This window comes from Streptomyces sp. NPDC005408, assembly GCF_040606445.1.
In the GTDB taxonomy this organism is placed as follows: Bacteria; Actinomycetota; Actinomycetes; order Streptomycetales; family Streptomycetaceae; genus Streptomyces.
Window position 1 is genome coordinate 74,684 of sequence record NZ_JBEXEX010000030.1, and the last position, 20,898, is coordinate 95,581.

18 protein-coding genes and 1 pseudogene are annotated in these 20,898 nt (G+C 70.9%); 11 read left to right on the top strand and 8 right to left on the bottom strand.

Features of this window, described 5'->3' with window-relative positions:
• Positions 1-148: 148 nt before the first annotated feature.
• Positions 149-946 carry a hypothetical protein gene (locus tag ABZS64_RS25400; protein WP_355833945.1) on the bottom strand — a complete coding sequence of 266 codons (798 nt, stop codon included), beginning with the start codon at positions 944-946 and terminating at the stop codon, positions 149-151.
• A 524-nt stretch (positions 947-1,470) separates the two neighbouring features.
• On the opposite strand from ABZS64_RS25400, the gene ABZS64_RS25405 reads away from it, so the two are divergent.
• Complete coding sequence (locus ABZS64_RS25405; RefSeq protein WP_355833948.1) at positions 1,471-2,130, top strand: transglycosylase family protein; 660 nt, start codon at positions 1,471-1,473, stop codon at positions 2,128-2,130.
• Between the two features lie 101 nt (positions 2,131-2,231).
• The gene (locus tag ABZS64_RS25410; RefSeq protein ID WP_355833954.1) at positions 2,232-2,801 is read left to right on the top strand and encodes a transglycosylase family protein; all 570 of its coding nucleotides are present in this window, start codon (positions 2,232-2,234) and stop codon (positions 2,799-2,801) included.
• On the opposite strand, the gene ABZS64_RS25415 is transcribed toward ABZS64_RS25410, so the two are convergent.
• From ABZS64_RS25415 to ABZS64_RS25425, 3 genes are read right to left on the bottom strand one after another with little or no spacing between them, the layout of a single operon-like run.
• Positions 2,788-3,447, bottom strand: coding sequence for an ATP-binding cassette domain-containing protein (locus tag ABZS64_RS25415; protein WP_355833956.1), 660 nt, complete (start codon positions 3,445-3,447; stop codon positions 2,788-2,790). The two genes, ABZS64_RS25410 and ABZS64_RS25415, sit on opposite strands and share 14 nt — an antisense overlap.
• Positions 3,444-6,386 carry an ATP-binding cassette domain-containing protein gene (locus ABZS64_RS25420; protein ID WP_355833959.1) on the bottom strand — a complete coding sequence of 981 codons (2,943 nt, stop codon included), beginning with the start codon at positions 6,384-6,386 and terminating at the stop codon, positions 3,444-3,446. Before ABZS64_RS25420 ends, ABZS64_RS25415 begins: the two co-directional genes overlap by 4 nt.
• A 4-nt stretch (positions 6,387-6,390) precedes the next feature.
• Positions 6,391-6,810, bottom strand: a complete 420-nt coding sequence (locus ABZS64_RS25425) for a hypothetical protein (protein WP_355833962.1) — start codon at positions 6,808-6,810, stop codon at positions 6,391-6,393.
• Between the two features lie 138 nt (positions 6,811-6,948).
• On the opposite strand from ABZS64_RS25425, the gene ABZS64_RS25430 reads away from it, so the two are divergent.
• The 5 genes from ABZS64_RS25430 to ABZS64_RS25450 all read left to right on the top strand — a co-directional run bounded on the left by ABZS64_RS25430 (position 6,949) and on the right by ABZS64_RS25450 (position 11,904).
• Positions 6,949-7,476 (top strand): hypothetical protein, encoded by a 528-nt coding sequence (locus tag ABZS64_RS25430; protein WP_355833965.1) that lies wholly within the window; start codon positions 6,949-6,951, stop codon positions 7,474-7,476.
• A complete protein-coding gene (locus ABZS64_RS25435) occupies positions 7,454-8,737 on the top strand; it encodes an ABC transporter substrate-binding protein (protein ID WP_355833968.1) in 1,284 nt (427 codons plus the stop codon). The genes ABZS64_RS25430 and ABZS64_RS25435 overlap by 23 nt, the downstream gene beginning before the upstream one ends.
• A gap of 54 nt (positions 8,738-8,791) precedes the next feature.
• Positions 8,792-10,075 carry a glycosyltransferase family 4 protein gene (locus ABZS64_RS25440; RefSeq protein WP_355833971.1) on the top strand — a complete coding sequence of 428 codons (1,284 nt, stop codon included), beginning with the start codon at positions 8,792-8,794 and terminating at the stop codon, positions 10,073-10,075.
• A complete protein-coding gene (locus tag ABZS64_RS25445) occupies positions 10,075-10,866 on the top strand; it encodes a hypothetical protein (RefSeq protein WP_355833974.1) in 792 nt (263 codons plus the stop codon). Before ABZS64_RS25440 ends, ABZS64_RS25445 begins: the two co-directional genes overlap by 1 nt.
• Before the next feature lie 81 nt (positions 10,867-10,947).
• Positions 10,948-11,904 carry a YafY family protein gene (locus ABZS64_RS25450; RefSeq protein ID WP_355833977.1) on the top strand — a complete coding sequence of 319 codons (957 nt, stop codon included), beginning with the start codon at positions 10,948-10,950 and terminating at the stop codon, positions 11,902-11,904.
• Here ABZS64_RS25450 and ctaD read toward each other — a convergent pair.
• On the bottom strand, positions 11,864-13,573 hold the full coding sequence (gene ctaD, locus ABZS64_RS25455; protein WP_355833979.1) for a cytochrome c oxidase subunit I: 1,710 nt from the start codon (positions 13,571-13,573) through the stop codon (positions 11,864-11,866). The genes ABZS64_RS25450 and ctaD overlap by 41 nt on opposite strands.
• Positions 13,574-13,992: 419 nt before the next feature.
• On the opposite strand from ctaD, the gene ABZS64_RS25460 reads away from it, so the two are divergent.
• Positions 13,993-14,208 (top strand): I78 family peptidase inhibitor, encoded by a 216-nt coding sequence (locus ABZS64_RS25460; protein WP_355833982.1) that lies wholly within the window; start codon positions 13,993-13,995, stop codon positions 14,206-14,208.
• A gap of 77 nt (positions 14,209-14,285) precedes the next feature.
• On the opposite strand, the gene ABZS64_RS25465 is transcribed toward ABZS64_RS25460, so the two are convergent.
• On the bottom strand, positions 14,286-15,260 hold the full coding sequence (locus tag ABZS64_RS25465) for a phosphatase PAP2 family protein (protein WP_355833985.1): 975 nt from the start codon (positions 15,258-15,260) through the stop codon (positions 14,286-14,288).
• A 432-nt stretch (positions 15,261-15,692) separates the two neighbouring features.
• Between ABZS64_RS25465 and ABZS64_RS25470 the strand changes: the two genes are divergently transcribed.
• Together ABZS64_RS25470 and ABZS64_RS25475 are read left to right on the top strand one after the other, a co-directional pair.
• On the top strand, positions 15,693-17,330 hold the full coding sequence (locus ABZS64_RS25470; RefSeq protein WP_355833988.1) for an MFS transporter: 1,638 nt from the start codon (positions 15,693-15,695) through the stop codon (positions 17,328-17,330).
• Positions 17,331-17,411: 81 nt separating this feature from the next.
• Positions 17,412-18,602: an acyl-CoA dehydrogenase family protein gene (locus ABZS64_RS25475; RefSeq protein ID WP_355833992.1), complete on the top strand. Its 1,191-nt coding sequence runs from the start codon at positions 17,412-17,414 to the stop codon at positions 18,600-18,602.
• Positions 18,603-18,628: 26 nt separating this feature from the next.
• On the opposite strand, the gene sepF is transcribed toward ABZS64_RS25475, so the two are convergent.
• Entirely contained in the window at positions 18,629-19,063 is a 435-nt protein-coding gene (gene sepF / locus ABZS64_RS25480; protein ID WP_355833995.1) for a cell division protein SepF, read from the bottom strand.
• 289 nt (positions 19,064-19,352) lie between these two features.
• Here sepF and ABZS64_RS25485 point away from each other — a divergent pair, with 289 nt between their 5' ends.
• The gene (locus ABZS64_RS25485; RefSeq protein ID WP_355833998.1) at positions 19,353-20,519 is read left to right on the top strand and encodes a DUF5685 family protein; all 1,167 of its coding nucleotides are present in this window, start codon (positions 19,353-19,355) and stop codon (positions 20,517-20,519) included.
• A 67-nt stretch (positions 20,520-20,586) separates the two neighbouring features.
• Here ABZS64_RS25485 and ABZS64_RS25490 read toward each other — a convergent pair.
• Positions 20,587-20,808: pseudogene (locus ABZS64_RS25490) on the bottom strand (transporter substrate-binding domain-containing protein); the annotation flags it as partial.
• Positions 20,809-20,898: the final 90 nt, after the last annotated feature.

A 20,898-nucleotide genomic window follows, 5' to 3' on the forward strand; every position in this document is an offset into this window, starting at 1 on the left:
GACCCGGCCGTCGGACAGATGCGGGCTGCACGGAGCTGGATTGTTCCGGGCGACGCGCGCAAAAGTAAGCCGGGGGACGTTTCCGCACCCCCGGCACGTCATACGCCCCGTCACGCGCCGCTCGGGCAGCGCGCCCGCACCGGGCCTGTCAGGTGCCGGCGAGCGGCATCGTCGCGGCCACCAGACGACCGCCCGCGGCGGCCTTCTCCAGCGCATCGCGCAGCAGGTCCTCGCGCGGCTGCTGGCCGATCGAGCCGACCGGGGCGGCGAACACCAACACCGTGTGCGACTTGTTGGCGGCCGCGCGCCAGCCGTCGGTGACCTGGAGCGGCTGATGGGCCTGCCACCAGGCGACCGGGCTGCCGCCGCCGGTGCCCGGCTGGAGCACGGCGTGCAGCTGGCCCATGGCGACCAGGACGGACCAGCCGTGCAGCGGGGTGGTGGGCCGCCGGCTCACCTCGGAGATCGGCATGAAGCCCTGCTCGATGAGGAGCGGGAGGAAGTCGTCCCCGCCGTTGCCGGTCGTGCCGGGACGGGCGATGGGTGCGGTCGGCTCGACGACGAGGGCGGGGTGCAGCTCGCCCTCGATCAGTACGAGACCGCTGGTGATTCCGAGCACGGCCTGTTCCGGACCGGCGGTGCCCGGGGCGGCACCGGGCACCGCCGGCTCCTCGCCGGTGATGGACCGTACGGCGCCCTGCAGTTGGTCCTCGGCGACCTGGACGACCTGGGAGGGGATGCACGTGGCGTGAGCGAAGGCGAGAACGGCGGTCTCGTCCCCGACGAACAGCACGGTGCTGGTGCGTTCCTGTTCGGAGTCGCCCGGGGTACGGCAGGAGGTGCAGTCGTAGCTGCCCGGGGCGTTCTCGCCGGCGAGCAACCGGTCGGCTTCTTCGTCGCCGATCTCGGCGCGGACGTCCTGGCTGACGTCGAGCATGCGCGGCACGGGTGGCTCCTCGGACTTGATCATGTGTGCCGGGCGGGTCCCGGCTCATAAAGAGCTCAACGGGTGATCTGTGGCCGGAGTCACGCACGGAGAGGAACGGAATCGAACCATCCGGCGCAAGCGGTGAGACGGCGGGCGGAATTGACTACTCACGGTCAACTGGTGCCGGGTGCATGGAAGTTGGGGCCGTGAGGCGGCTCACAGATCGGCTCGTCGGGAGGTCGACAAATCATGAAATCAGCGAATCAAGTGGGTGGCTTGATTTCGCCGCTACTTCAGGTAACGGGCAACTGGCCTGGAATGACAGGGGATTGGTTGATACCGGAGGGCTGCACTGCCTAGATTCCTCCGCCGTGTGCAGAGAGCACCACCCGGGACAGCCCGCCAGGCCGCACAGCCAGTGCGGTACACGGCACCACCGAGGCACCACCACCTCAGGCGGGCTGGGCGGAGCGGACACAGGCGCCGGATGCGCCGAGGACCGCACCGCCTTGAGGGACCCCGGGTCCTTCGAGAGGAATTTGATGTTCACGAGTTCCCGTTCCATACGTAGGCGTGACACGGCGGCGCTGGTCAGCGCCGCGCTGGTGGCACCGCTGGCACTGCTCGCCGCGACCACGGGCGAGGCCCGGGCGGCGGACACCGGAGTATGGGACCGCATCGCAGCGTGCGAGAGCGGCGGAAACTGGCACATCAACACGGGCAACGGCTACTACGGCGGGCTGCAGTTCTCCGCCGGGACCTGGCGTGCCTACGGCGGCGGGGCGTACGCGTCCACCGCGGACCGGGCGAGCAAGGGGCAGCAGATCGCGGTGGCGGCGAGGGTCCAGCGGGCGCAGGGGTGGGGCGCATGGCCCACCTGCGCGGCGCGGGCCGGGGCATACGGCAAGGCGCCGGCGGCGCCCAAGTCCGCCTCGCACAAGCCCGCCTCACGGAAGTCCGCGGCCCCGAAGTCCTCGGCTCCCAAGTCGTTCGTTCCGGCAAAGGCGCCGGAGCGACGGGCCTCGGGCCACACCGACCGCGGCAGCGCCCGCGGCGTCGACTACACCGTCCGGCGCGGCGACACCCTGAGCGGGATCGCGGCGGCGCACGGCACGGACTGGCGCGCCCTGTACGCCGCCAACAAGGCCGTCATCGGCGGCGATCCGAACCTCATCGTGCCGGGTCAGAAGCTCGTGCTCTGAGGTGATGAACGGCAGCCCCGCCCGGGTCCGACCGGGTGGGGCTGCCCGCCGCCCGAGCGCGGCACCGGCTCTCGCGGGACCGAGGTGCCTAGCGTGACCCGATGTCGAAGATCAGCTTCAGGCCCGCGGTGCTGGTGGCCGTGCTGCTCGCGCTCGTACCTCTGAGCCGTGCGTACGCCGCGCCTCCGCGCCCGCCACCGCCCGCTCCCGGCCCGCCGGGTGTCGGCGTCGGCGGCGAGCCGGCGACGTCCGACTGCGCCGCCGTCGGGTGGCCCTGGAGCTGTGTCGCCGAGTGCGAGAGCGGCGGCCGCTGGGACGCCAATACGGGCAACGGCTTCTACGGCGGGCTGCAGTTCTGGCAGCCGACGTGGATCGATTACGGCGGCCTCGTGTACGCGCCGCGCGCCGACCTCGCGACCCGCACGCAGCAGATCACGGTTGCGGAGGACGTGCTGCGTACCCAGGGCTGGGAAGCCTGGCCCGTCTGCTCCAGGAGATACGGCCTCCACGGCCGCGTCCACACCGTCCAGCCGGGCGACACGCTCTTCTCGATCGCGGTGCGCTTCGGGGCCAAGGGCGGGTGGCAGGCCCTCTACGCGGCCAACAAGGACGTCATCGGGAGCTCGCCGGACCGGCTGAAGGTGGGCATGATGCTGGCTATTGGGGGGTGAGCTCGGCGGGCTCGCCGCTGAACACGACGGCGCCGCGGCGCAGTTCATGGACGAGGACCGGCGTCCGGCCCTTGCCGACTCCGGGCGGCAGGCGCTGCTCGGCGACGACGACCGCCGCGTCGAGGGCGCGCAGCAGCTCGTACGTACGGGCCGCGACGGGCGGTGACATGCCCTGGGCGGGCTCGTCGATGAGGATGACGCGGGCGGGTGACAGCAGGGCCCGCGAGACCGCGAGCATGCGCTGCTCGCCGCCGGAGAGAGTACCCGCGCGGTGGGCGAGGAGCGGGCGGAGCGCGGGGTAGCCGTCGACGGCACGGGCGAAGTCTCCGTCCGGCGCGGCGAGTTCGAGGTTCTCGGCGACGGTGAGGGTGTCGTACACGGCACGCAGATCCGGTACGAAGCACAGTCCGCGGCGGGCCCGTTCGTGGGCGTGCAGGCCGGTCACGTCGGCGCCGCGCCACATCACCCGGCCGGCGGAGAGCGGCACGGTCCCGGCGAGGGCGCGCAGCACGGTGGTACGGCCCGAGCCGTTGCGCCCGATCAGCACGGTGAGGGCGGCAGCGGGTAAGGGCAGATGGACGCCGTGCAGGGCCTCGAGGGGGCCGTAGCGTACGCGGGCGTCGCGGAGTTCGATCTCGACGGTCATCGCACGATCCGCCCCGCCTCCATGACATGCACGGTGTGCGCGATACGGGCGACGAGGTCGAGATCGTGCTCGACGACGAGCACGGCCATCCCGTCCGCGGCGAGCGCACCGAGGATCCGGGCGAGGGCCTCCGCCTCGACGGCATCGAGCCCGGCGGCGGGCTCGTCGAGCAGCAGCGTGTGCGGCCCCCCGGCAAGCGCCCGCCCCAACTCGACGCGCCGCAGGGCCCCGGTGGACAGCCCGGCGGCGGCCATGTCCCGCACGGGCCCGTCGAGCCCGAGCAGCCGCAGTACGGGCTCGACGGCTGCGGGGTCGCGCCGGCGCCCCTGCTCGGCGCCGATGCGTACGTTCTCCTCGACGGTCAGGGAGGGAAACACGGCGAGCTGCTGAAAGGTCCGGGCAATCCCGAGCCGCGTCCGCGCGTGCGCGGCGCGCCGCGTGATGTCGACGCCATCGAGCTCGACGCGGCCCCGGTCGGGCCGGAGGGTTCCGCAGAGACAGTTGAAGAGGGTGGTCTTTCCGGCCCCGTTGGCCCCGACGAGGGCGGTGACCTGGCCGGTGGGCAGGACGAGATCGACACCGTCGAGGGCGACGTAGTCGCGGTACCGCAGCCGCACGCCGCGGGCGACGAGGGTGTGCGCGGGAGGTGGCACGACCACGCGGCGCCCGCGCCCACCCCTGCCGCCCGGCGGAGGGCTCCCGGTTTCGCCGGAACGAACACCCGGCCGGGGCCCGGGCGCCGGGCTCGCGGCTTCGCCGGTGCCGGGGGTGGGCTTGTCCGCCCGGTCGGGTCCGGGGCGGCCTTCGGCGCGCCCGGCCGAGGGGCTCGTGGTTTCGCCGGAGCGAACACCCGGCCGGGACCCTGGTGTTGCGGGCCCGTGGCCGGGCGCCGGGCGCCCGCCTTCGCCGGAGTCCGACGGCTTCGGCGGGGGTGAGCCGGGGGCCTCACCCGGACCGGCCGCCGGACGGCTTGGCCCCGGCGCGGGTGTTGGTCCGGTACGGGCCGTCGGTGGGCGGGCTTCGCCCCGCTCGGGCGAGCGGGGCGCGGGCTTGTAGGTACGAGGGCTCCGCCCTGGCGCGGCTGTCGGTGCCGAACCCGCCGCCCGGACGCGGACCTCGTCCCGCGGGGCGACCGAACCCGTCGTCCGCGTCCGCCCCCGGCCCAGCCCCCGCAGGGCCCACCCCGCGGCGTCCGGGAAGCGGCCGATCAGGATGGCCAGGATGCCGATGACCGCCGCCGCCACGCCGCCGCGGGCGCCCGCGTCCAGGCCTACCAGGAGTGCCGCCGCTGCCAGGGGGCCCACGAGGTTGTCCGCGCCCAGGACCACCACCGCGGCGAACCAGAGCAGGCCGCGTACCGGGTCGTACGCCTCGGGGTCGAAGGCGCGCAGGCCCATTCCCAGCAGGCTGCCGCCCAGGGCTGCCAGCGCCGCGCCCAGGACGAAGGCCAGGAGTTTCAGGGACGCAACGCGGACGCCCGCCGCCGACGCGCCCGGCTCGTGGTCGCGCAGGGCCGCCAGCGCGCGGCCCGTCCGGCCCCGGCGCAGTGCCGAGACGGCGAGCAGCGCACCGGCCAGGACGGCCAGTTCGACCACGTAGTACGCGCGGTCGGACGTCAGACCCGACGGGCGCGACAGTGAGAGCCCCGCCGTCGCGTACGGCTGCGCGAAGACGAAGCGGCTCACGCCCACCCCCACCGCCAGCGTCGCGAGCGCCAGCGCCAGACCGTGGCGGCCGATCGCCGGCCACCCCGTCAGCAGTCCCAGGGGAGCGACCAGCAGGACCGCGACGACCAGGGCGAGCAGTTCGGGCATCGCGGGCAGGCCCGGGAAGCGCCCGGCCGCCAGCAGTGCCGTGAAGAGCGCGCCGAGGCCCGCGTATGCCGCCTGGCCCAGCGAGATCTGGCCGCCGCGCCCCGTCACCACCACCAGCGACAGCAGGATCACCGCCAGCGCGGGGACCTGGATCGAGGTGTGCAGGTCCGAGCCAGCGAAGCCGAGGGGGAGCAGGAACAGGATTCCGGTCACCAGCCAGACGACGCCGGGCACGCGTACCGCGGGCGCCGCCGTCCGCGTCACCGTGCCCTGTTCCCCCACCCCCGGCAGCATCAGCGCCGCGATCAGCAGCGCCACCACGAAGAGGTTCGCGCCCACCGCCTGGAGCAGCGGCTCGCCCCACCCCGAGGGGTGCAGCCGCGTCAGCTGGGCCTGCGCCACGCCGATCGCCAGCGCCGCGGCCACCGCCACCGCCAGGCTCTGCATCCGGGCGATCACCGCGACCGCGATCACCTCGACGACCAGCAGCGGCAGCCCGTACGGATCGAGGCGTACGTAGGGAGCGAGCAGCACCCCCGTAAGACCGGCCGTGAACGAGCCGAACGCCCAGCCCACGGCCGACACCCGGTCCGCGTCGATCCCGCCCAGCGCCGCGAGCGCCCGGTTGTCGACGACCGCGCGCAGCTCACGGCCGAAGCGGGTCCACCGGGTGACCGCCGTGACCAGAACGGCGAGCAGCAGTACGGCGCCGAGCTGCACCCATGGATCGTCCGGCAGCAGTTGCGGCACATCGGCCCGCGCCCCGTTGCCCCACACCAGCGCCGCGCCCCCGACGAGCAGCACGAACACACCGATGGACGCCACGAGAGCCCGTGCCGGGTCCACTTCCGACACCGCGATCGGGCGGAAGACGAGCCGGTCCAGGACCAGGCCGATCGCGGGAGCGACGACCAGCAGCGTGACCGCAGCGGCCAGCGGCAACGGCCAGCCCCACTCCACCGCGAACTCCCGCAGCACATACGCGCAGACCATCGCGATCGCACCCTGCGCCAGATTCAGTACGCCCGTCGCCCGGTAGGTGACGATCAGCCCGATCCCGGTGAGCGCGGCCGCACTGCCGACCGCGAGCCCCGCGAGGGTGAGGTCGTACGTCAGCGAGCTCACCCGGTCAGATCCGGGGCTCGCACACGGGGCACGGGCCCAGCGCGCGGTCGCCCACCCGCTCCACCTCCGGTTTGCCCGCGACGAGCGGGCAGTCGGGCCGGTGCGCCAGCGTCCCGCCCGGCACGCACACCACAGGACCGTCCGAGGAGGGGGGCTCGAAGGGCGGCACGTTCGGCGAGGCCGCGGGCGCCTGTGGGACCTCGGCCTCCTCACGTACCCCCGCAGCCACGCGCCCCGCCGCCGCGAGCAGCACCGCCCCCACCACCAGCAGCGCCGCACCCGGTACCGTGCAGGAGGCCAGATAGGGGATCTGCCGCCCGGCGAAGCGCTCGCCGGACACTCCGTACCAGCCGATCACGCACAGCACCGCGCCTCCGGCGGCAGCCGCGAGCCCGCCCCACCACAGCAGTCGGGACGTCGGCATCGCAGGGCCCTCCCGGTCCGCTGATGGTCTGACGTTGGTCTGACGTTGGTCTGGCAATGGTCTGGTGATGTACGCCGATTCCTTGCACTATGCCCTGAACCGACAGACGCTGGAAGCCGACAACCGGTGGTGAGCCAGATGGTCCATGTCAGGCACCCCAGAATCGCGGCATGGGCGGCCGCCGCGGTCCTGATACTCGTACCGGCCGCGGCAGGATGCTCGGACGACGGCGGCGGCGGGTCCAAGGCATCGCCGACCCCGTCCGCGACGGCCCCGCCCTCCAGCAGCGCCCCGGCGGCGAACGGACCCGCCGACCCCGCCGCGGCCAAGGCGGAGATCGAGAAGAACTGGACGACGTTCTTCGACCCCAAGGCGACCACGGATGCCAAGGCCAAGGTGCTGGAGAACGGCGACCAACTGCGGCCGCTGCTCGCCGCGTTCAGCGGCGACAAGAACGCCGCGCAGTCCTCGGCCAAGGTCACGGCCGTGCAGTTCACCTCGGCCACCGACGCCACCGTCACCTACGACCTGCTGGTTGGCGGCACCCCGGCCCTGCCCGGCTCCAAGGGCACCGCGATCTACCAGGACCAGACCTGGAAGGTGTCCGTGAAGACGCTGTGTGCCCTGGTCAAGCTCAGCGGCAATGCGGCCGCGCCGGGCTGCTGAAGCCCTGCTGCTCGCGGCCCTCCTGACGGGGAGTGCCGCCTGCGGCAGCCGGTTGCCCGAGAGCGCCTTCGAGAACTCCTCGTCACCCGTACGCAGCAGCGGCGCCGAACCGGTCCGCGTCGGGATCATCAGCAGCGCCACCAGCCCGGTCGGCGGCGCCGCCTTCAACGGACCGGGAGAGGGTGCCAAGGCCTACTTCGACGCGCTGAACGCCAAGGGCGGTATCGGCGGCCGCCGTGTCGAGGTGATCACCTGCGACGACGGCGGCAGCGGCGTCGGCAACAACGAGTGCGTGCACAAGCTGATCGACGAGAAGCGGGTCTTCGCCCTCGTCGCCACCACCGCACTCGACTACGCGGGCGCTCCCCTCGTCTCCAAGGCCGGCGTCCCCGACATCGGCGGCCAGCCGATCGGCCCCGCGTACGACACGTATCCGCATCTGTACGGGATCTACGGCAGCCTCGCCCCGCGCACCGGCGACGCCCCCGGCTGGCACGGCACCCTCTACGGCGGCACCGAGGTCTACCGCTACTTCAAGAGCGCCCAGGGCGCCCGCACCGCCGCCGTTGTCTCCTACAACCAGGCCTCGTCGGCCGCGTACGCCCGGCTGATCACCCAGGGCCTGAAGGCCGAGGGCTATCGCGTCGTCACCGAGCAGGTCGACTTCGCGCTGCCGAACTTCCGCGCGGTGGCCGCCGATCTCCAGCAGCAGAACGCCGACCTGGTCTTCGACGCGATGGACACGCACGGCAACGCCCAGCTGTGCGAGGCGATGGATGCCGTCGGCGTGCATGTCACCGCCAAGGTCACCAACGTCCAGAACTGGGCCTCCTCGGTACCGAAGGACTTCAAGAACGCGCCGAGCTGCCGCAACGCCCTGTGGGTCACCGGATCGAGCCGCAACTACGACGACGCGAGTCAGCCCGCTGTACGTGAATTCCGCGAGGCGATGCAGGGCCGCGAGCTCTCCCAGTGGCAGCTGGAGGGCTGGGCCGCGGCCATGTGGTTCACCGACGCGGCCCGCTCCTGCGCGGCGGATCTCACGCGTGACTGCGTGGAGCGCTTCGTCAACCGGCCGGAGCCGTACACCGCGCGCGGCCTGCTGCTGCCCGTGGTCTTCGAGAAACTGGCCGAGCCGCCCAAGACCCGCCGCACCTGTCTGTCGGTGGCACGCTGGCAGGACGGCAAGGGCTGGGTCACCCAGGGAGGCGACATGACCAAGAACTGCTTCACCGTGCCCCAGCTCCCCTATCGGCCCTAGTGGCCAAGTACAGTCCGTCTCTGCACACATGAATAACGGGGGTCGCTGCGGCGCATGCACATCTCTTTTCTGCTCCACAACGCGTACGGCATCGGCGGCACCATCCGGACGACGTTCAATCTCGCCCGGGTCCTGGCCGAGCGCCATGACGTCGAGATCGTCTCCGTTTTCCGTCACCGCGACGAACCGATGATGGGCGCGCCCGCCGGCGTCACCATGAAGCACCTCGTGGATCTGCGCACCAAGAGCCCCGGCTACGACGGCAACCACCCGGACCACAAGCGCCCCGCCCGCGTCTTCCCGCGCGGCGACGGCCGCTACAAGCAGTACAGCCGCCTCACCGACGCGCGGATCGCCGCCCATCTCGGCTCCCTGCGGGCCGATGTCGTCGTCGGCACCCGCCCCGGGCTCAATGTGCACATCGCCCGCCAGACCCGGCGCGGCCCGGTCCGTATCGCCCAGGAACACCTCACGCTGGACAGCCACGGCTACCGGCTGCGCCGCGAGATCGGGCACCGCTACCCGCTCCTCGACGCGGTCACCACGGTCACCGAGGCGGACGCGCGGGCCTACCGCTCCCAGCTGAAGCTGCCCGGCGTACGGATCGTCTCCGTGCCCAACAGCGTGCCAGCGCCCACAGTCGCGCCCGCCGACTCGACCAGCACATGGGTCGTCGCGGCCGGCCGGCTGACCAAGGTCAAGCGGTACGACCTGCTGGTCAAGGCCTTCTCCAAGGTGGTCGCCGCCCACCCCGACTGGCGGCTGCGGATCTACGGCGGCGGGGACGCGACCGGCAACGAGAGAAACGCGCTGCTCGCCCTCGTCGAGGAGCGCCAACTGCACAACCACGTCTTCCTGATGGGACCGGCCAACCCGCTGGAGCCGGAGTGGGTCAAGGGCTCGATCGCCGCCGTCACCTCCAGCCTGGAGTCCTTCGGCATGACCATCGTCGAGGCGATGCGCTGCGGTGTCCCCGTCGTCTCGACCGACTGTCCGCACGGGCCCGGCGAGATCATCGAGGACGGCGTCGACGGACGGCTGGTGCCGGTCGGTGACGTGGACGCGATCGCCGACGCCCTGCTCGGGCTGATCGAGGACGACGAACTGCGGCGGCGCACCGGGCAGGCGGCGCTCGCCGCCTCCGCGCGCTTCGACCCGGAGCGGATCGCCGAGCGCCACGAGGCCCTGTTCACCGAGCTGGCCGGACGCGGAGGGCGGGGATTCTGGCGCGGCGCGGTACGCGACACGCTGCACCGCGGCAGGAGCGCGCTGTACGACCGGATCTACTCCGCGCGCTACCGGGCCTCCGACCTGATCCGTAAGGGAAAGAAGTCCTGATGACCACGGACACCGAGCGCCGTACGCCGCGCGCCGACTGCATTGCCGATTCCGCGGGTGCCGTCACCTTCGACCTGGCGGGGTCCTGCGCCCCGGGCGCCGAGCTCGTGCTGAAGCGGCGGGGCGGCGAGGGGGAGCAGGACGAGACGCGTCTGCCGCTCACCTCGTCGGCTGACGGGACGTCGCGTGCCGTGCTGCCCGGCACGGTCGAACTGGCCGAGGGCCGCTGGGACGCGTATGTCGGCGACGAGCCCGTCGAGTCCGGCATCCGCGACGTCCGGGCTCTCCTCGACCGCACGCCCGACACCGACCGGATCGCCGTGCGCGTCCCGTATCCCACGGCGGAAGGCGGGCTCGCGCTGCGCTGCTGGGTGCGCGCACCGCACGCGGAGGCGGGCGACATCGGCCTGGTGCCGGAGCACTGCGCGATGACGGTGGAGGGCCGGCTGTACGGAGCCGAGGCCGGCGAGGGAGCGGTCGCCGAGGCACGCCTGCGCGGCGGTGACCTGATCCACCGGGTCCCGGTGTCGGGGGAGGGCAGCGCCTTCGCCTTCACCCTGCCGTACGGCCCGCTGGCGGAGGCGTCGGGCGGCAAGGACCAGTGGTGGGACCTGTGGCTGGTGCCGGCGGCGGGAGGCGGCGGGATGCGGGTCGCCCGCGTGCTCGACGACGTCTGGGACAAGACGAATGTCTTCGTGTACCCGAAGCACCGGACGGACAGCGAGCAGTTTGCCCAGCCCTGCTACACCGGCGACAACGACCTCTGCGTACGCCTCACCGCAGCGCGCTGACGGGGCCGCTGCGCGAAAGGCCCGCCGCAGGCGCCCCCTCGCGGACCGTACCTGTCCTCAACCCCTGTCACACTCGAACCCATGTTGGAGACCTCCGCAAGACTCCTCCGTCTGCTCTCACTCCTCCAGGCCCACCGCGATTGGTCCGGCGCCGATCTCGCCGACCGGCTCGGTGTCACTCCGCGTACGGTCCGGCGCGATGTCGACCGGCTGCGGGAGCTCGGCTACCCCGTCAACGCCAGCCCCGGCACCGGCGGTGGCTATCAGCTCGGCGCGGGGGCCGAGTTGCCGCCGCTGCTGCTCGACGACGAGGAGGCGGTGGCCGTCGCGGTCGGCCTGCGCACCGCCGCCGGCCACGGCATCGAGGGCATCGGCGAGACCTCCGTACGAGCCCTGGCCAAGCTGGAGCAGGTGCTGCCGAACCGGCTGCGCCGCCGGGTCGGCGCGCTGAACTCCTTCACCGTGCCGATGCTGCGGGCACCGCAGGCGCAGGTCGACCCCACCGTCCTCACCGAACTGGCCAACGCCTGCCGGGACAGCGAGCGGCTGCGTTTCGAGTACCTCGACCACGGCGGCTCCGTCAGCCGCCGTACGGTCGAGCCGCACCGTCTGGTGTGCACCGAGCGCCGCTGGTATCTCGTCGCCTGGGACCTGGACCGCGGCGACTGGCGTACGTTCCGGGCGGACCGGATCACCCCGAAGCCGCCGCACGGCCCGCGCTTCTCCCCGCGTACTCCACCGGCCGAGGATCTGGCCGCGTATGTCTCGAAGGGCGTCTCGACACACGCCTACGCCGCCCAGGCGGTCATCCGGCTGCACACTTCCGCCGAACTGGCCGCGCAGATCGTCGGACCGTCCGACGGAGTCCTCGAGGCGGTCGACGAGAAGACCTGCGTGCTGCGCACGGGGGCCGCGAGCCTGGATGTGCTGGTGATCCATGTGATGCTCATGGGCGTCGACTTCGAGGTGATCGAGCCCGAGGAGCTGACCGAGCACATCAGGACGGTGCGGGACCGCCTGTCCCGGGCGCTCGGCTGACGTCGCCCGCCTCTGCGACGGCCTGTTCCACGGCCGCGAACTCCAGGTGGTGCAGATCGAAGGCGGGCGACTCGGAGCGGATGCGGGGGATGGTGGTGAAGTTGTGCCGCGGCGGCGGACAGGACGTCGCCCACTCCAGCGACCGGCCGAATCCCCACGGGTCGTCCATCTCGAGCTTCTTGCCGTACTTGGCGGTCTTCCAGACGTTGTAGAGGAACGGCAGCGTCGAGAGGCCGAGCAGGAGCGAGCCGATGGTCGAGATGGTGTTGAGGACCGTGAAGCCGTCGGCGGCCAGATAGTCGGCGTACCGCCGCGGCATCCCCTCCGCGCCCAGCCAGTGCATCACGAGGAAGGTGGTGTGGAAGCCGACGAAGAGCGTCCAGAAATGGATCTTGCCGAGCCGTTCGTCGAGCATCTTGCCGGTGAACTTGGGCCACCAGAAGTGGAAGCCGCCGAAGGTCGCGAAGGCGACGGTGCCGAAGACCACGTAGTGGAAGTGCGCCACCACGAAGTACGAGTCGGTGACATGGAAGTCCATCGGCGGCGAGGCCAGGATGACGCCGGTCAGCCCCCCGAAGAGGAACGTCACCAGGAAGCCGACCGCCCACAGCATCGGTGTCTCGAAGGACAGCGAGCCCTTGAGCATCGTGCCCGTCCAGTTGAAGAACTTCACCCCGGTCGGGATCGCGATCAGGAAGGACAGCAGGGAGAAGAAGGGCAGCAGCACCGCGCCGGTGACGAACATGTGGTGCGCCCACACCACCACCGAGAGCCCGGTGATCGCCATGGTCGCGCCGACCAGCGTCACGTAACCGAAGATCGGCTTGCGCGAGAAGACCGGGATGATCTCGGTGATGATGCCGAAGAACGGCAGCGCGATGATGTAGACCTCGGGATGGCCGAAGAACCAGAACAGGTGCTGCCACAGCAGCGCCCCGCCGTTCTCCGCGTCGAAGACCACCGAGCCGAACCGCCGGTCCGCCTCGAGGACCAGCAGCGCCGCCGCCAGCACGGGGAAAGCCATCAGCACCAGGATCGTGGTGAAGAGGATGTTCCACGTGAAGATCGGCATCCGGAACATCGTCATGCCGGGCGCGCGCATCCCGACGATCGTGGCCAGGAAGTTCACCGACGTCAGGATCGTGCCGAAGCCGGAGAGCGCGAGACCCATGATCCACAGGTCGGCGCCGATGCCGGGGGACCGCTCCAGGCCGTTGAGCGGGGCGTAGGCGGTCCAGCCGAAGGCCGGGGGCCCGCTGGGCACCAGCAGCGAGGCGACCACCATCAGCCCGCCGAAGAGGAACAGCCAGTACGAGAACATGTTCAGCCGCGGGAAGGCGACATCGGGCGCGCCGATCTGCAGCGGCACGATCTCGTTGGCGAAGCCCGCGAAGGTCGGGGTCGCGAAAAGCAGCAGCATGATCGTGCCATGCAGCGTGAAGGCCTGGTTGAACTCCTGGTTGCTCATCAGCTGCAGCCCGGGACGGGCCAGCTCGGCGCGCATCATCATGGCCAGCAGCCCGGCGATGAGGAAGAAGACGAACGAGGTGATCAGGTAGAGGTGCCCGATCTTCTTGTGATCGGTGGTGGTCAGCCAGTCCACCAGCACCCGGCCCGGATGCCGTTCCCGCGCAGGTTCGACCTTTGCCTCGGCGGTGTCCGTACCCATCCCTGCCCCCTCGCTGTCCGCGGCTCGGGCTTCGTCTCTTCGGTATCGGGATGGGGCCATGATGCTCGCCGACAGGTCCACCCCAACAGGGTGTGTGCCCGGCGGGATGTGTCTTGTGAGACGAGACCCTTCGAACGCGAGGGGGGATTCTGTAAGGAACCGGTGAATTTCTCCACGGTCCGTCAATTCACCCTCCGGCGCCTGCCCCGGGCAATTCCACAGCGGAATTTAGCATGATCGAAAAGGCATGTGGAATTACCGCGCGGGTGGCGTTGAACTGCTCGTTCGAGTGACGGAGTTTGAGCTGAACGCGTGTCGAGATCCTGTGACAGAAGCGTGACCGGTGGGGTACATGGGGCTGCTGAAGCCTGACTTGTCCCGGCTTCCGTCACCGTCCGCTCCCGCCTACGGTGGGTGTCATGGCACCGATACCGACCCCTCCCGCACAGCCCGACGACGCTCCCTCGTCGTATGTCGGCCTCCAGGCCGAGGGCGCCGAGCAGTTGGCCCGTGAGCGCGGCTGGACCACCGTCAGAGCGCTGCCGCCGGGCGCGATCATCACCATGGAGTATCTGGCGGGGCGGCTCAACTTCGAGGTGGAGGGCGGCACGGTCGTCCGCTGCTGGCCGGGCTGACAGTCCCCCGATACCGACGACGAAGGCCCCGACCGTGATGGTCGGGGCCTTCCTCGTACGTGGTCGGCGGCCGGGCTTCAGCCGCCCGTGACCGGCCGGGACGTGGGCGGACGGCGGCTGCCGGACGGAGTGACCGGCGTCCGCTCGGAGCGCACCGTGTGCGGTCTCTGCTGAGCGAGTTGGGTCGCCGTACGTGCCGTGGAGCGGCCACCGACGGCGGCCACCGGCTCGCGGGCCGGACCCTGCTCCTCCGACGGTCCACGCTGCGGGAACATCCCAGGCCTCGGGCCACCCGCGGCGACCGGCAGCGAGGGAGCGAGCCGGCGCGCACGCCACTGCTCGCGCAGCGAGAGGATCCAGGCCTCCGCGGTACCGATCAGCGGCTCGCACCAGGGCAGCGCGAGCAGGATCAGCAGCCCGGCCGCCCAGCCGAGCAGTACATCGCTCAGCCAGTGCGTACCGAGGTACACGGTGGTCAGACCGACACCCAGGGAGACCACTGCCGATAGTGCCGACAGATAGCGTCTGGCCCTCGGTGTGGTGGCCAGATACGCCAGGATTCCCCAGGTCACGACCGCGTTGGCGGTGTGCCCGGAGGGAAATATATCTCCGCCGGCGAAGAGCTCGGCGGAACCGATCTCCGTCGCGTAGTGAGGGCCGAGGCGGCCGAGACCGATCTTGACGGCGCCAACCGTCGCGTTGAGCAGCAGCAGCGCGGCGCCGAGCGCGAGGAGGGGGCGCAGGGTGTGCTGGCGCCAGGAGCGCCAGCCCAGCCAGGCCGCGACCATCACGGCCGTGGGTCCGCGCTGTCCGAGTACCACGAAGTAGTCGAGAAAGGCGTGGAGTTCCGGCCACTGCTGGTAGGGCCGGAAGAGCATGACCTTCCAGTCGATGATCACCAGCCAGGTCGAGGCGAGCACCGCCACGACGATGGCGAGATAGAACGCCAACGTCCCGCCGAAGAGCGTGAGACGCGTGCGGCTCATCCGCGGGATCTCTATCTTCGGCGGTTCCGGCTCTCGGTCCAGGCGGGCAAAGATGTCGGTACGCACCCAATCGACGTTACAGCGAGTGAGTGTGCGACTAGGCCGATCCAGCTGCTTTGTGATGACGATGTGATGTGGACTATGTCTCAGTTCGGGATTTATTCCGGGCCAATTCGGAAATCCCGCAGGCCGCCCGTCCTATTGCCCGGGAGCGCCTCACCACGGGTCCTTTCTGCGGTGGAAATAATAGTTCACCGCCGTCCCGCACGGAATTTTCCCCCGTTCGGAGGCGTCCAAGATCGGCATGTGCCCCGGGCGTGGCGTGGCGTACGCCACACCTGTGTGCCGTGAGAGGTGAGAGCTTGACCACGCGCAGGGTGCCTGAACTCGCGTACTCTGACGGCTCACTCGCCCGTCGATGCCGGACCGCCCTGTGGGACAGCAGAATCGTCCCCGGCTGGCCCGCCGAGCGCGAGGGACTCATTGGGAGGTACGTACATGTCCGGGACGACCACGGCCGGAGCACGGCTGCGTGCCGCCGGTGGCGGTGCCAACCGCTGGGTCGTTCTTGTCGTCCTCTGTATCAGCCTGCTGCTCGTCGCGCTCGACGCGACCGTGCTGCATGTCGCCGTCCCCGCCGTCACGGAGGATCTGCGCCCCAGCGGGGTCGAGCTTCTGTGGATCGTGGACGCGTACCCCCTCATCTGTGCCGCGCTGTTGATCCTTTTCGGGACGCTCGGCGACAGGGTCGGCCGTCGCCGTGTGCTGTTGATCGGTTACGGGATCTTCGGCCTCGCATCCGCTGTCGCCGCACTCGCGACCACCCCCGAAGTGCTGATCGGCGCGCGTGCCCTGCTCGGTGTCGGCGGCGCGATGATCATGCCCGCGACCCTCTCGATACTCCGCGCGGTCTTCCCCGACCGGCGCGAGCGCGCCACGGCGATCGGTATATGGACCGCGGTGGCCGCGGTCGGCGCCGCCACCGGTCCCGTACTCGGCGGCTTTCTCGTCGAGCACTTCTGGTGGGGCTCGGTCTTCCTGATCAACATCCCGCTGATGGCACTGATCCTGCCCGTCGGGCGCTGGCTGCTGCCCGAGTCCCGCGGCAGCTCCGACGGACCCTGGGACGTGCTCGGCGCGCTGATGGCCGCGGCCGGCGTGCTCGGCGCAGTCATCGGCATCAAGCGGCTCGGCGCCGGTGACAGCGTTCTCGATGTGAAGGCGGTCGGGCCGCTGCTGCTGGGCGGTGTGCTGCTCGCTCTGTTCGTACGCCGGCAGAAGCGCCGCGAGCACCCGTTGATCGATATGCGGATGTTCGCCAGGGCCGCCTTCTCCACCTCGGTCGGCTGCATCATCCTCGCCATGCTCGCACTGGTCGGCCTGGAGCTGATCGCCGTGCAGTACCTCCAGCTGGTGCTCGGTCTCAGCCCGCTGGAGACCGGCCTGCGGCTGCTGCCGCTGACCTTCGCCGCGATGGCCGCGGGCGCCACCGGCTCCCACACCCTGCACCGCATCGGCCCGCGCCGGATGGTCGGCTGGGGCTTCGTGCTCACCGCGGCGGCCGTGCTGCTGCTCACCCTCATGGGGCAGCACGACCGGCCCTGGCTGCTGACCACGGGCTTCGTTCTGCTCGGCTTCGGACTGCAGACCACGCTCTTCGGGGCGTACGAGTCGATGCTCAGCGAGGCCCCGCCGGACCAGGCGGGCGGGGCGGCGGCGATCGGTGAGACCTCCTACCAACTGGGCGCAGGCATGGGCATCGCACTGCTCGGCAGTGTCATGAACGCCGCCTACGCGCCCGCGCTCACCGCGCTGAGCGGCGTCCCTGGCTCTGCTGGCTCGGCCGCCTCCAACTCACTGGGCGAGGCCTACCAGGTCGCCGACCGCCTCGGCGGCACGAGCGGCGAGATGGTGCGCTCCACGGCCCGCCACTCCTTCGTCAACGGCCTGCATGTCACGCTCCTGGTCAGCGCCGGTCTGCTGCTGCTCGGCGCGCTCGCGGCGCTGCGACTGCCGAGGGTCATGGAGTGCGCGACGGTGGCAGAGAAGTGCCCGGCGCCGAGGCGTCCGGAGGTCTCGCTCCCGGCGAGCCGCGAGCCGGCCGAAGCGACCGGGTCTGGACGCGCGGCACACTGAGTCGTAACGTCAGCCGGAGCCGTAACTAACACTGCTAGTTTTCCGTGTCCCGCTGAGTGAGCGCCGCCGGAGGCCCACGTCATGTCCGCACCCTCGAAGCCCGCGCCCTTCGACCCGCGCGATCCCCTCGGCATCGACGATCTGCTCGACCCCGAAGACCTCGCGATCCGCGACACCGTCCGCAGCTGGGCCGCCGACCGCGTCCTGCCGTACATCGCCGACTGGTACGAGCGCGGCGAGCTGCCCGGCATCCGCGAACTCGCCCGCGAACTCGGCTCGATCGGCGCCCTCGGCATGTCGCTCAAGGGCTACGGCTGCGCGGGCGCCACCGCCGTCCAGTACGGCCTCGCCTGTCTGGAGCTCGAGGCCGCCGACTCCGGCATCCGCTCGCTCGTCTCCGTCCAGGGCTCCCTGGCCATGTACGCGATCCACCGCTTCGGTTCCGAGGAGCAGAAGCAGCGCTGGCTGCCCGGCATGGCGGCGGGCGAGATCATCGGCTGCTTCGGCCTCACCGAGCCCGACCACGGCTCCGACCCGGCCGGGATGCGCACCTTCGCCAAGCGCGACGGCTCGGACTGGGTGCTGACGGGCCGCAAGATGTGGATCACCAATGGCTCGGTGGCCGGGGTAGCCGTCGTCTGGGCGCAGACCGACGAGGGCATCCGCGGCTTCGCCGTGCCGACCGACACCCCCGGCTTCTCCGCCCCCGAGATCAAGCACAAGTGGTCGCTGCGCGCGAGTGTCACCAGCGAGCTGGTCATGGACGAGGTGCGGCTGCCCGCCGACGCCGTACTGCCGGACGTCATCGGTCTCAAGGGCCCGCTCGGCTGTCTCACGCATGCCCGCTACGGAATCGTCTGGGGCTCGATGGGGGCGGCCAGGTCCAGTTTCGAGTCGGCCCTGGAGTACGCGAAGACGCGCGAGCAGTTCGGCAGGCCGATCGGTGGCTTCCAGCTCACCCAGGCCAAGCTCGCGGACATGGCGGTCGAACTGCACAAAGGCATCCTGCTGGCCCACCATCTGGGCTGCCGCATGGACGCGGGGAAGCTCCGGCCCGAGCAGGTCAGCTTCGGGAAGCTCAACAATGTGCGCGAGGCGATCGAGATCTGCCGCACCGCGCGCACCATCCTCGGTGCGAACGGGATCTCGCTGGAGTACCCCGTGATGCGGCATGCGACCAACCTCGAGTCGGTGCTCACCTACGAGGGCACCGTCGAGATGCACCAGCTGGTGCTGGGCAAGGCGCTCACCGGCCTCGACGCCTTCCGGTAGACCGGGGCGGCCGGCGAACGCCTTGCTCAGCTCTGGTTGAAGAAACCGTCCTGCACACGACCCGCGGCTTCCCCGCTGACCACCTGAGTGTCCACGGGGCTCAGCAGGAAGACGCGGGTCGCGACGCGGTCGATGGAGCCGCGCAGCCCGAAGGTCAGCCCGGCGGCGAAGTCCACCACGCGCTTGGCGTCGGAGGGCTCCATGGACGTGAGGTTCACGATGACCGGGACGCCGTCCCGGAACAGCTCACCGATACCGCGGGCGTCCCGGAAGCTGGAGGGCGACACCGTGGCGATCCGGCGGCCCTCTTCCTGGGCGGACTCGGAGGCCACGCGCACCCGCGGGTCGGTGACCCACGCGTCACCCGACTCCGCACCCTCGGCGTACTCGTCGTCGTAGTAACGCTCGTCGCTGTCCTCGACGAGTCCCAGCCAGGCGCTCGCCTTGCGCACAGATCCCATGGACGCCTCCTTTCGCTGCGGTCCGCTCACTGCGGTCTTCTTTCGTTCCGCACCCCTATGGTCGTCCATAATGCGGATCGCGCGCCAAGTGGATAGTCGCCGCGCAGGGGATTCGTGACGGTACTGGTGCAGAACATGTGGCGATTCGTCAAGATTCCTCCTGCGTACGGGGCGTGGCAGGCCCAAAATATGAAAGTCGGGCCAGACGGGTGATCGTGGGGACGTACGGGTGAACGGATCGCTCGATACGATGCGCACCGCACTGTTGAACGACTCTCGGGGGACCGTCGTGTTCGGAATCGTCAGGCCATGCACTCACCGGCTCAGCGAGGGGCTGAAGAGCGAGTGGATGGCCCATCTCTGCGGGCTCTGCCTGGCACTTCGCGCCGACCACGGCCAGTTCGCACGGGTCGTGACCAACTACGACGGCCTGATCGTCTCGGTTCTGACGGAGGCTCAGACCGAGCGCACCCCCGCCTCCCGGCGCACCGCGGGCCCCTGCCCGCTCCGTGCCATGCGCACCGCACCCGTCGCCCGGGGCGAGGGAGCGCGGCTTGCGGCCGCCGTCTCGCTGGTGCTGGCGTCGGCGAAGATACGCGACCACGTCGTGGACCGGGACGGGGTGTTGGCCCGCAGGCCGGTGGCGGCCGCCGCCCGCAAGGTCGCCGCGGGCTGGGACCGGGCGGGCGCCCGCACCGGCGCGGAACTCGGCTTCGACACGGCGGTGCTGCTCGACGCGGTCGACCGGCAGGCCGGGATCGAGGCGCTGGCCGGGCCCGGCACGCCGCTGCTGACGGTCACCGAGCCGACCGAGACGGCGACCGCGGCCGCCTTCGCGCACACCGCCGTACTGGCCGGGCGGCCCGAGAACATACCTCCGCTCGCCGAGGCCGGACGGCTCTTCGGGCGGCTCGCACATCTGCTGGATGCCGTGGAGGACAGGGAAGCTGACGCCGCGTCGGGTTCCTGGAACCCGCTCACGGCGACCGGCACCTCGCTCGCCGAGGCGCGCAGGCTCGCCGACGACGCGGTGCACGGGGTGCGCCTCGCACTGCGCGACGCCCGCTTCGTGGACGACAAGCTGGTGCATGTGCTGCTCGCCCATGAGCTGCGGAATTCGGTGAACCGCGCCTTCGGCACGGCGAGCTGCTCGCATCAGCCGGAGCTCAGCGGGCCGTATGCACCGCCTCCTCCTGGTGGTCCCTACGGCCCGCCGGCTCCTCCCGAGCCGCCGCGCCGCGACCGGCGGGGGCTGATCGCAGGCTGCCTGGTCTGGGCGGGGCTCGCGTGTACGTGCCAGATGTGCTGCGGCACGTTCGAGGACCCCTGGAGCCGACAGCGCCGCGAGGGTCTCTGCAGTCAGTGCGACTGCGGCGACTGCTGCGATAGCTGTGACTGCTGCAGCAATTGCGACGGCTGCTGCTGTGATGGCTGCGACTGCGGATGTGACTGCTGACCCTGCGTCAGGTCGCTGGTCGGGTCGCTCATAAGGTTCGCTCGCAACGTCGCTCGGCCGTGGGAGGTCACTTGAGCTCGGGCGGCGAGATCTCCGACTTCTCGATCGCCGACTGGGTGGTGCCCCACTTCCTCAGGATCCGGTCGTACGTCCCGTCCGCCTTGAGCTTGTTCACCGCTGCCTGGAAGGCGGGTGCCAGCGGGGTGCCCTTCTTGAAGGCGAAGCCCACGTCGAGCCGCTTGAACTCGTTGAGGAACTTCGTGCCCTCCTGCTGGGTCACGGCGTGTCTTGTCTCGGTTGATGCTTGACGTTGTGGCTTCACTTGATGCTTGACACCGCTTGCCTCGGCTTGGCTGTGCGCGTCTGATCCGCGTGCAGG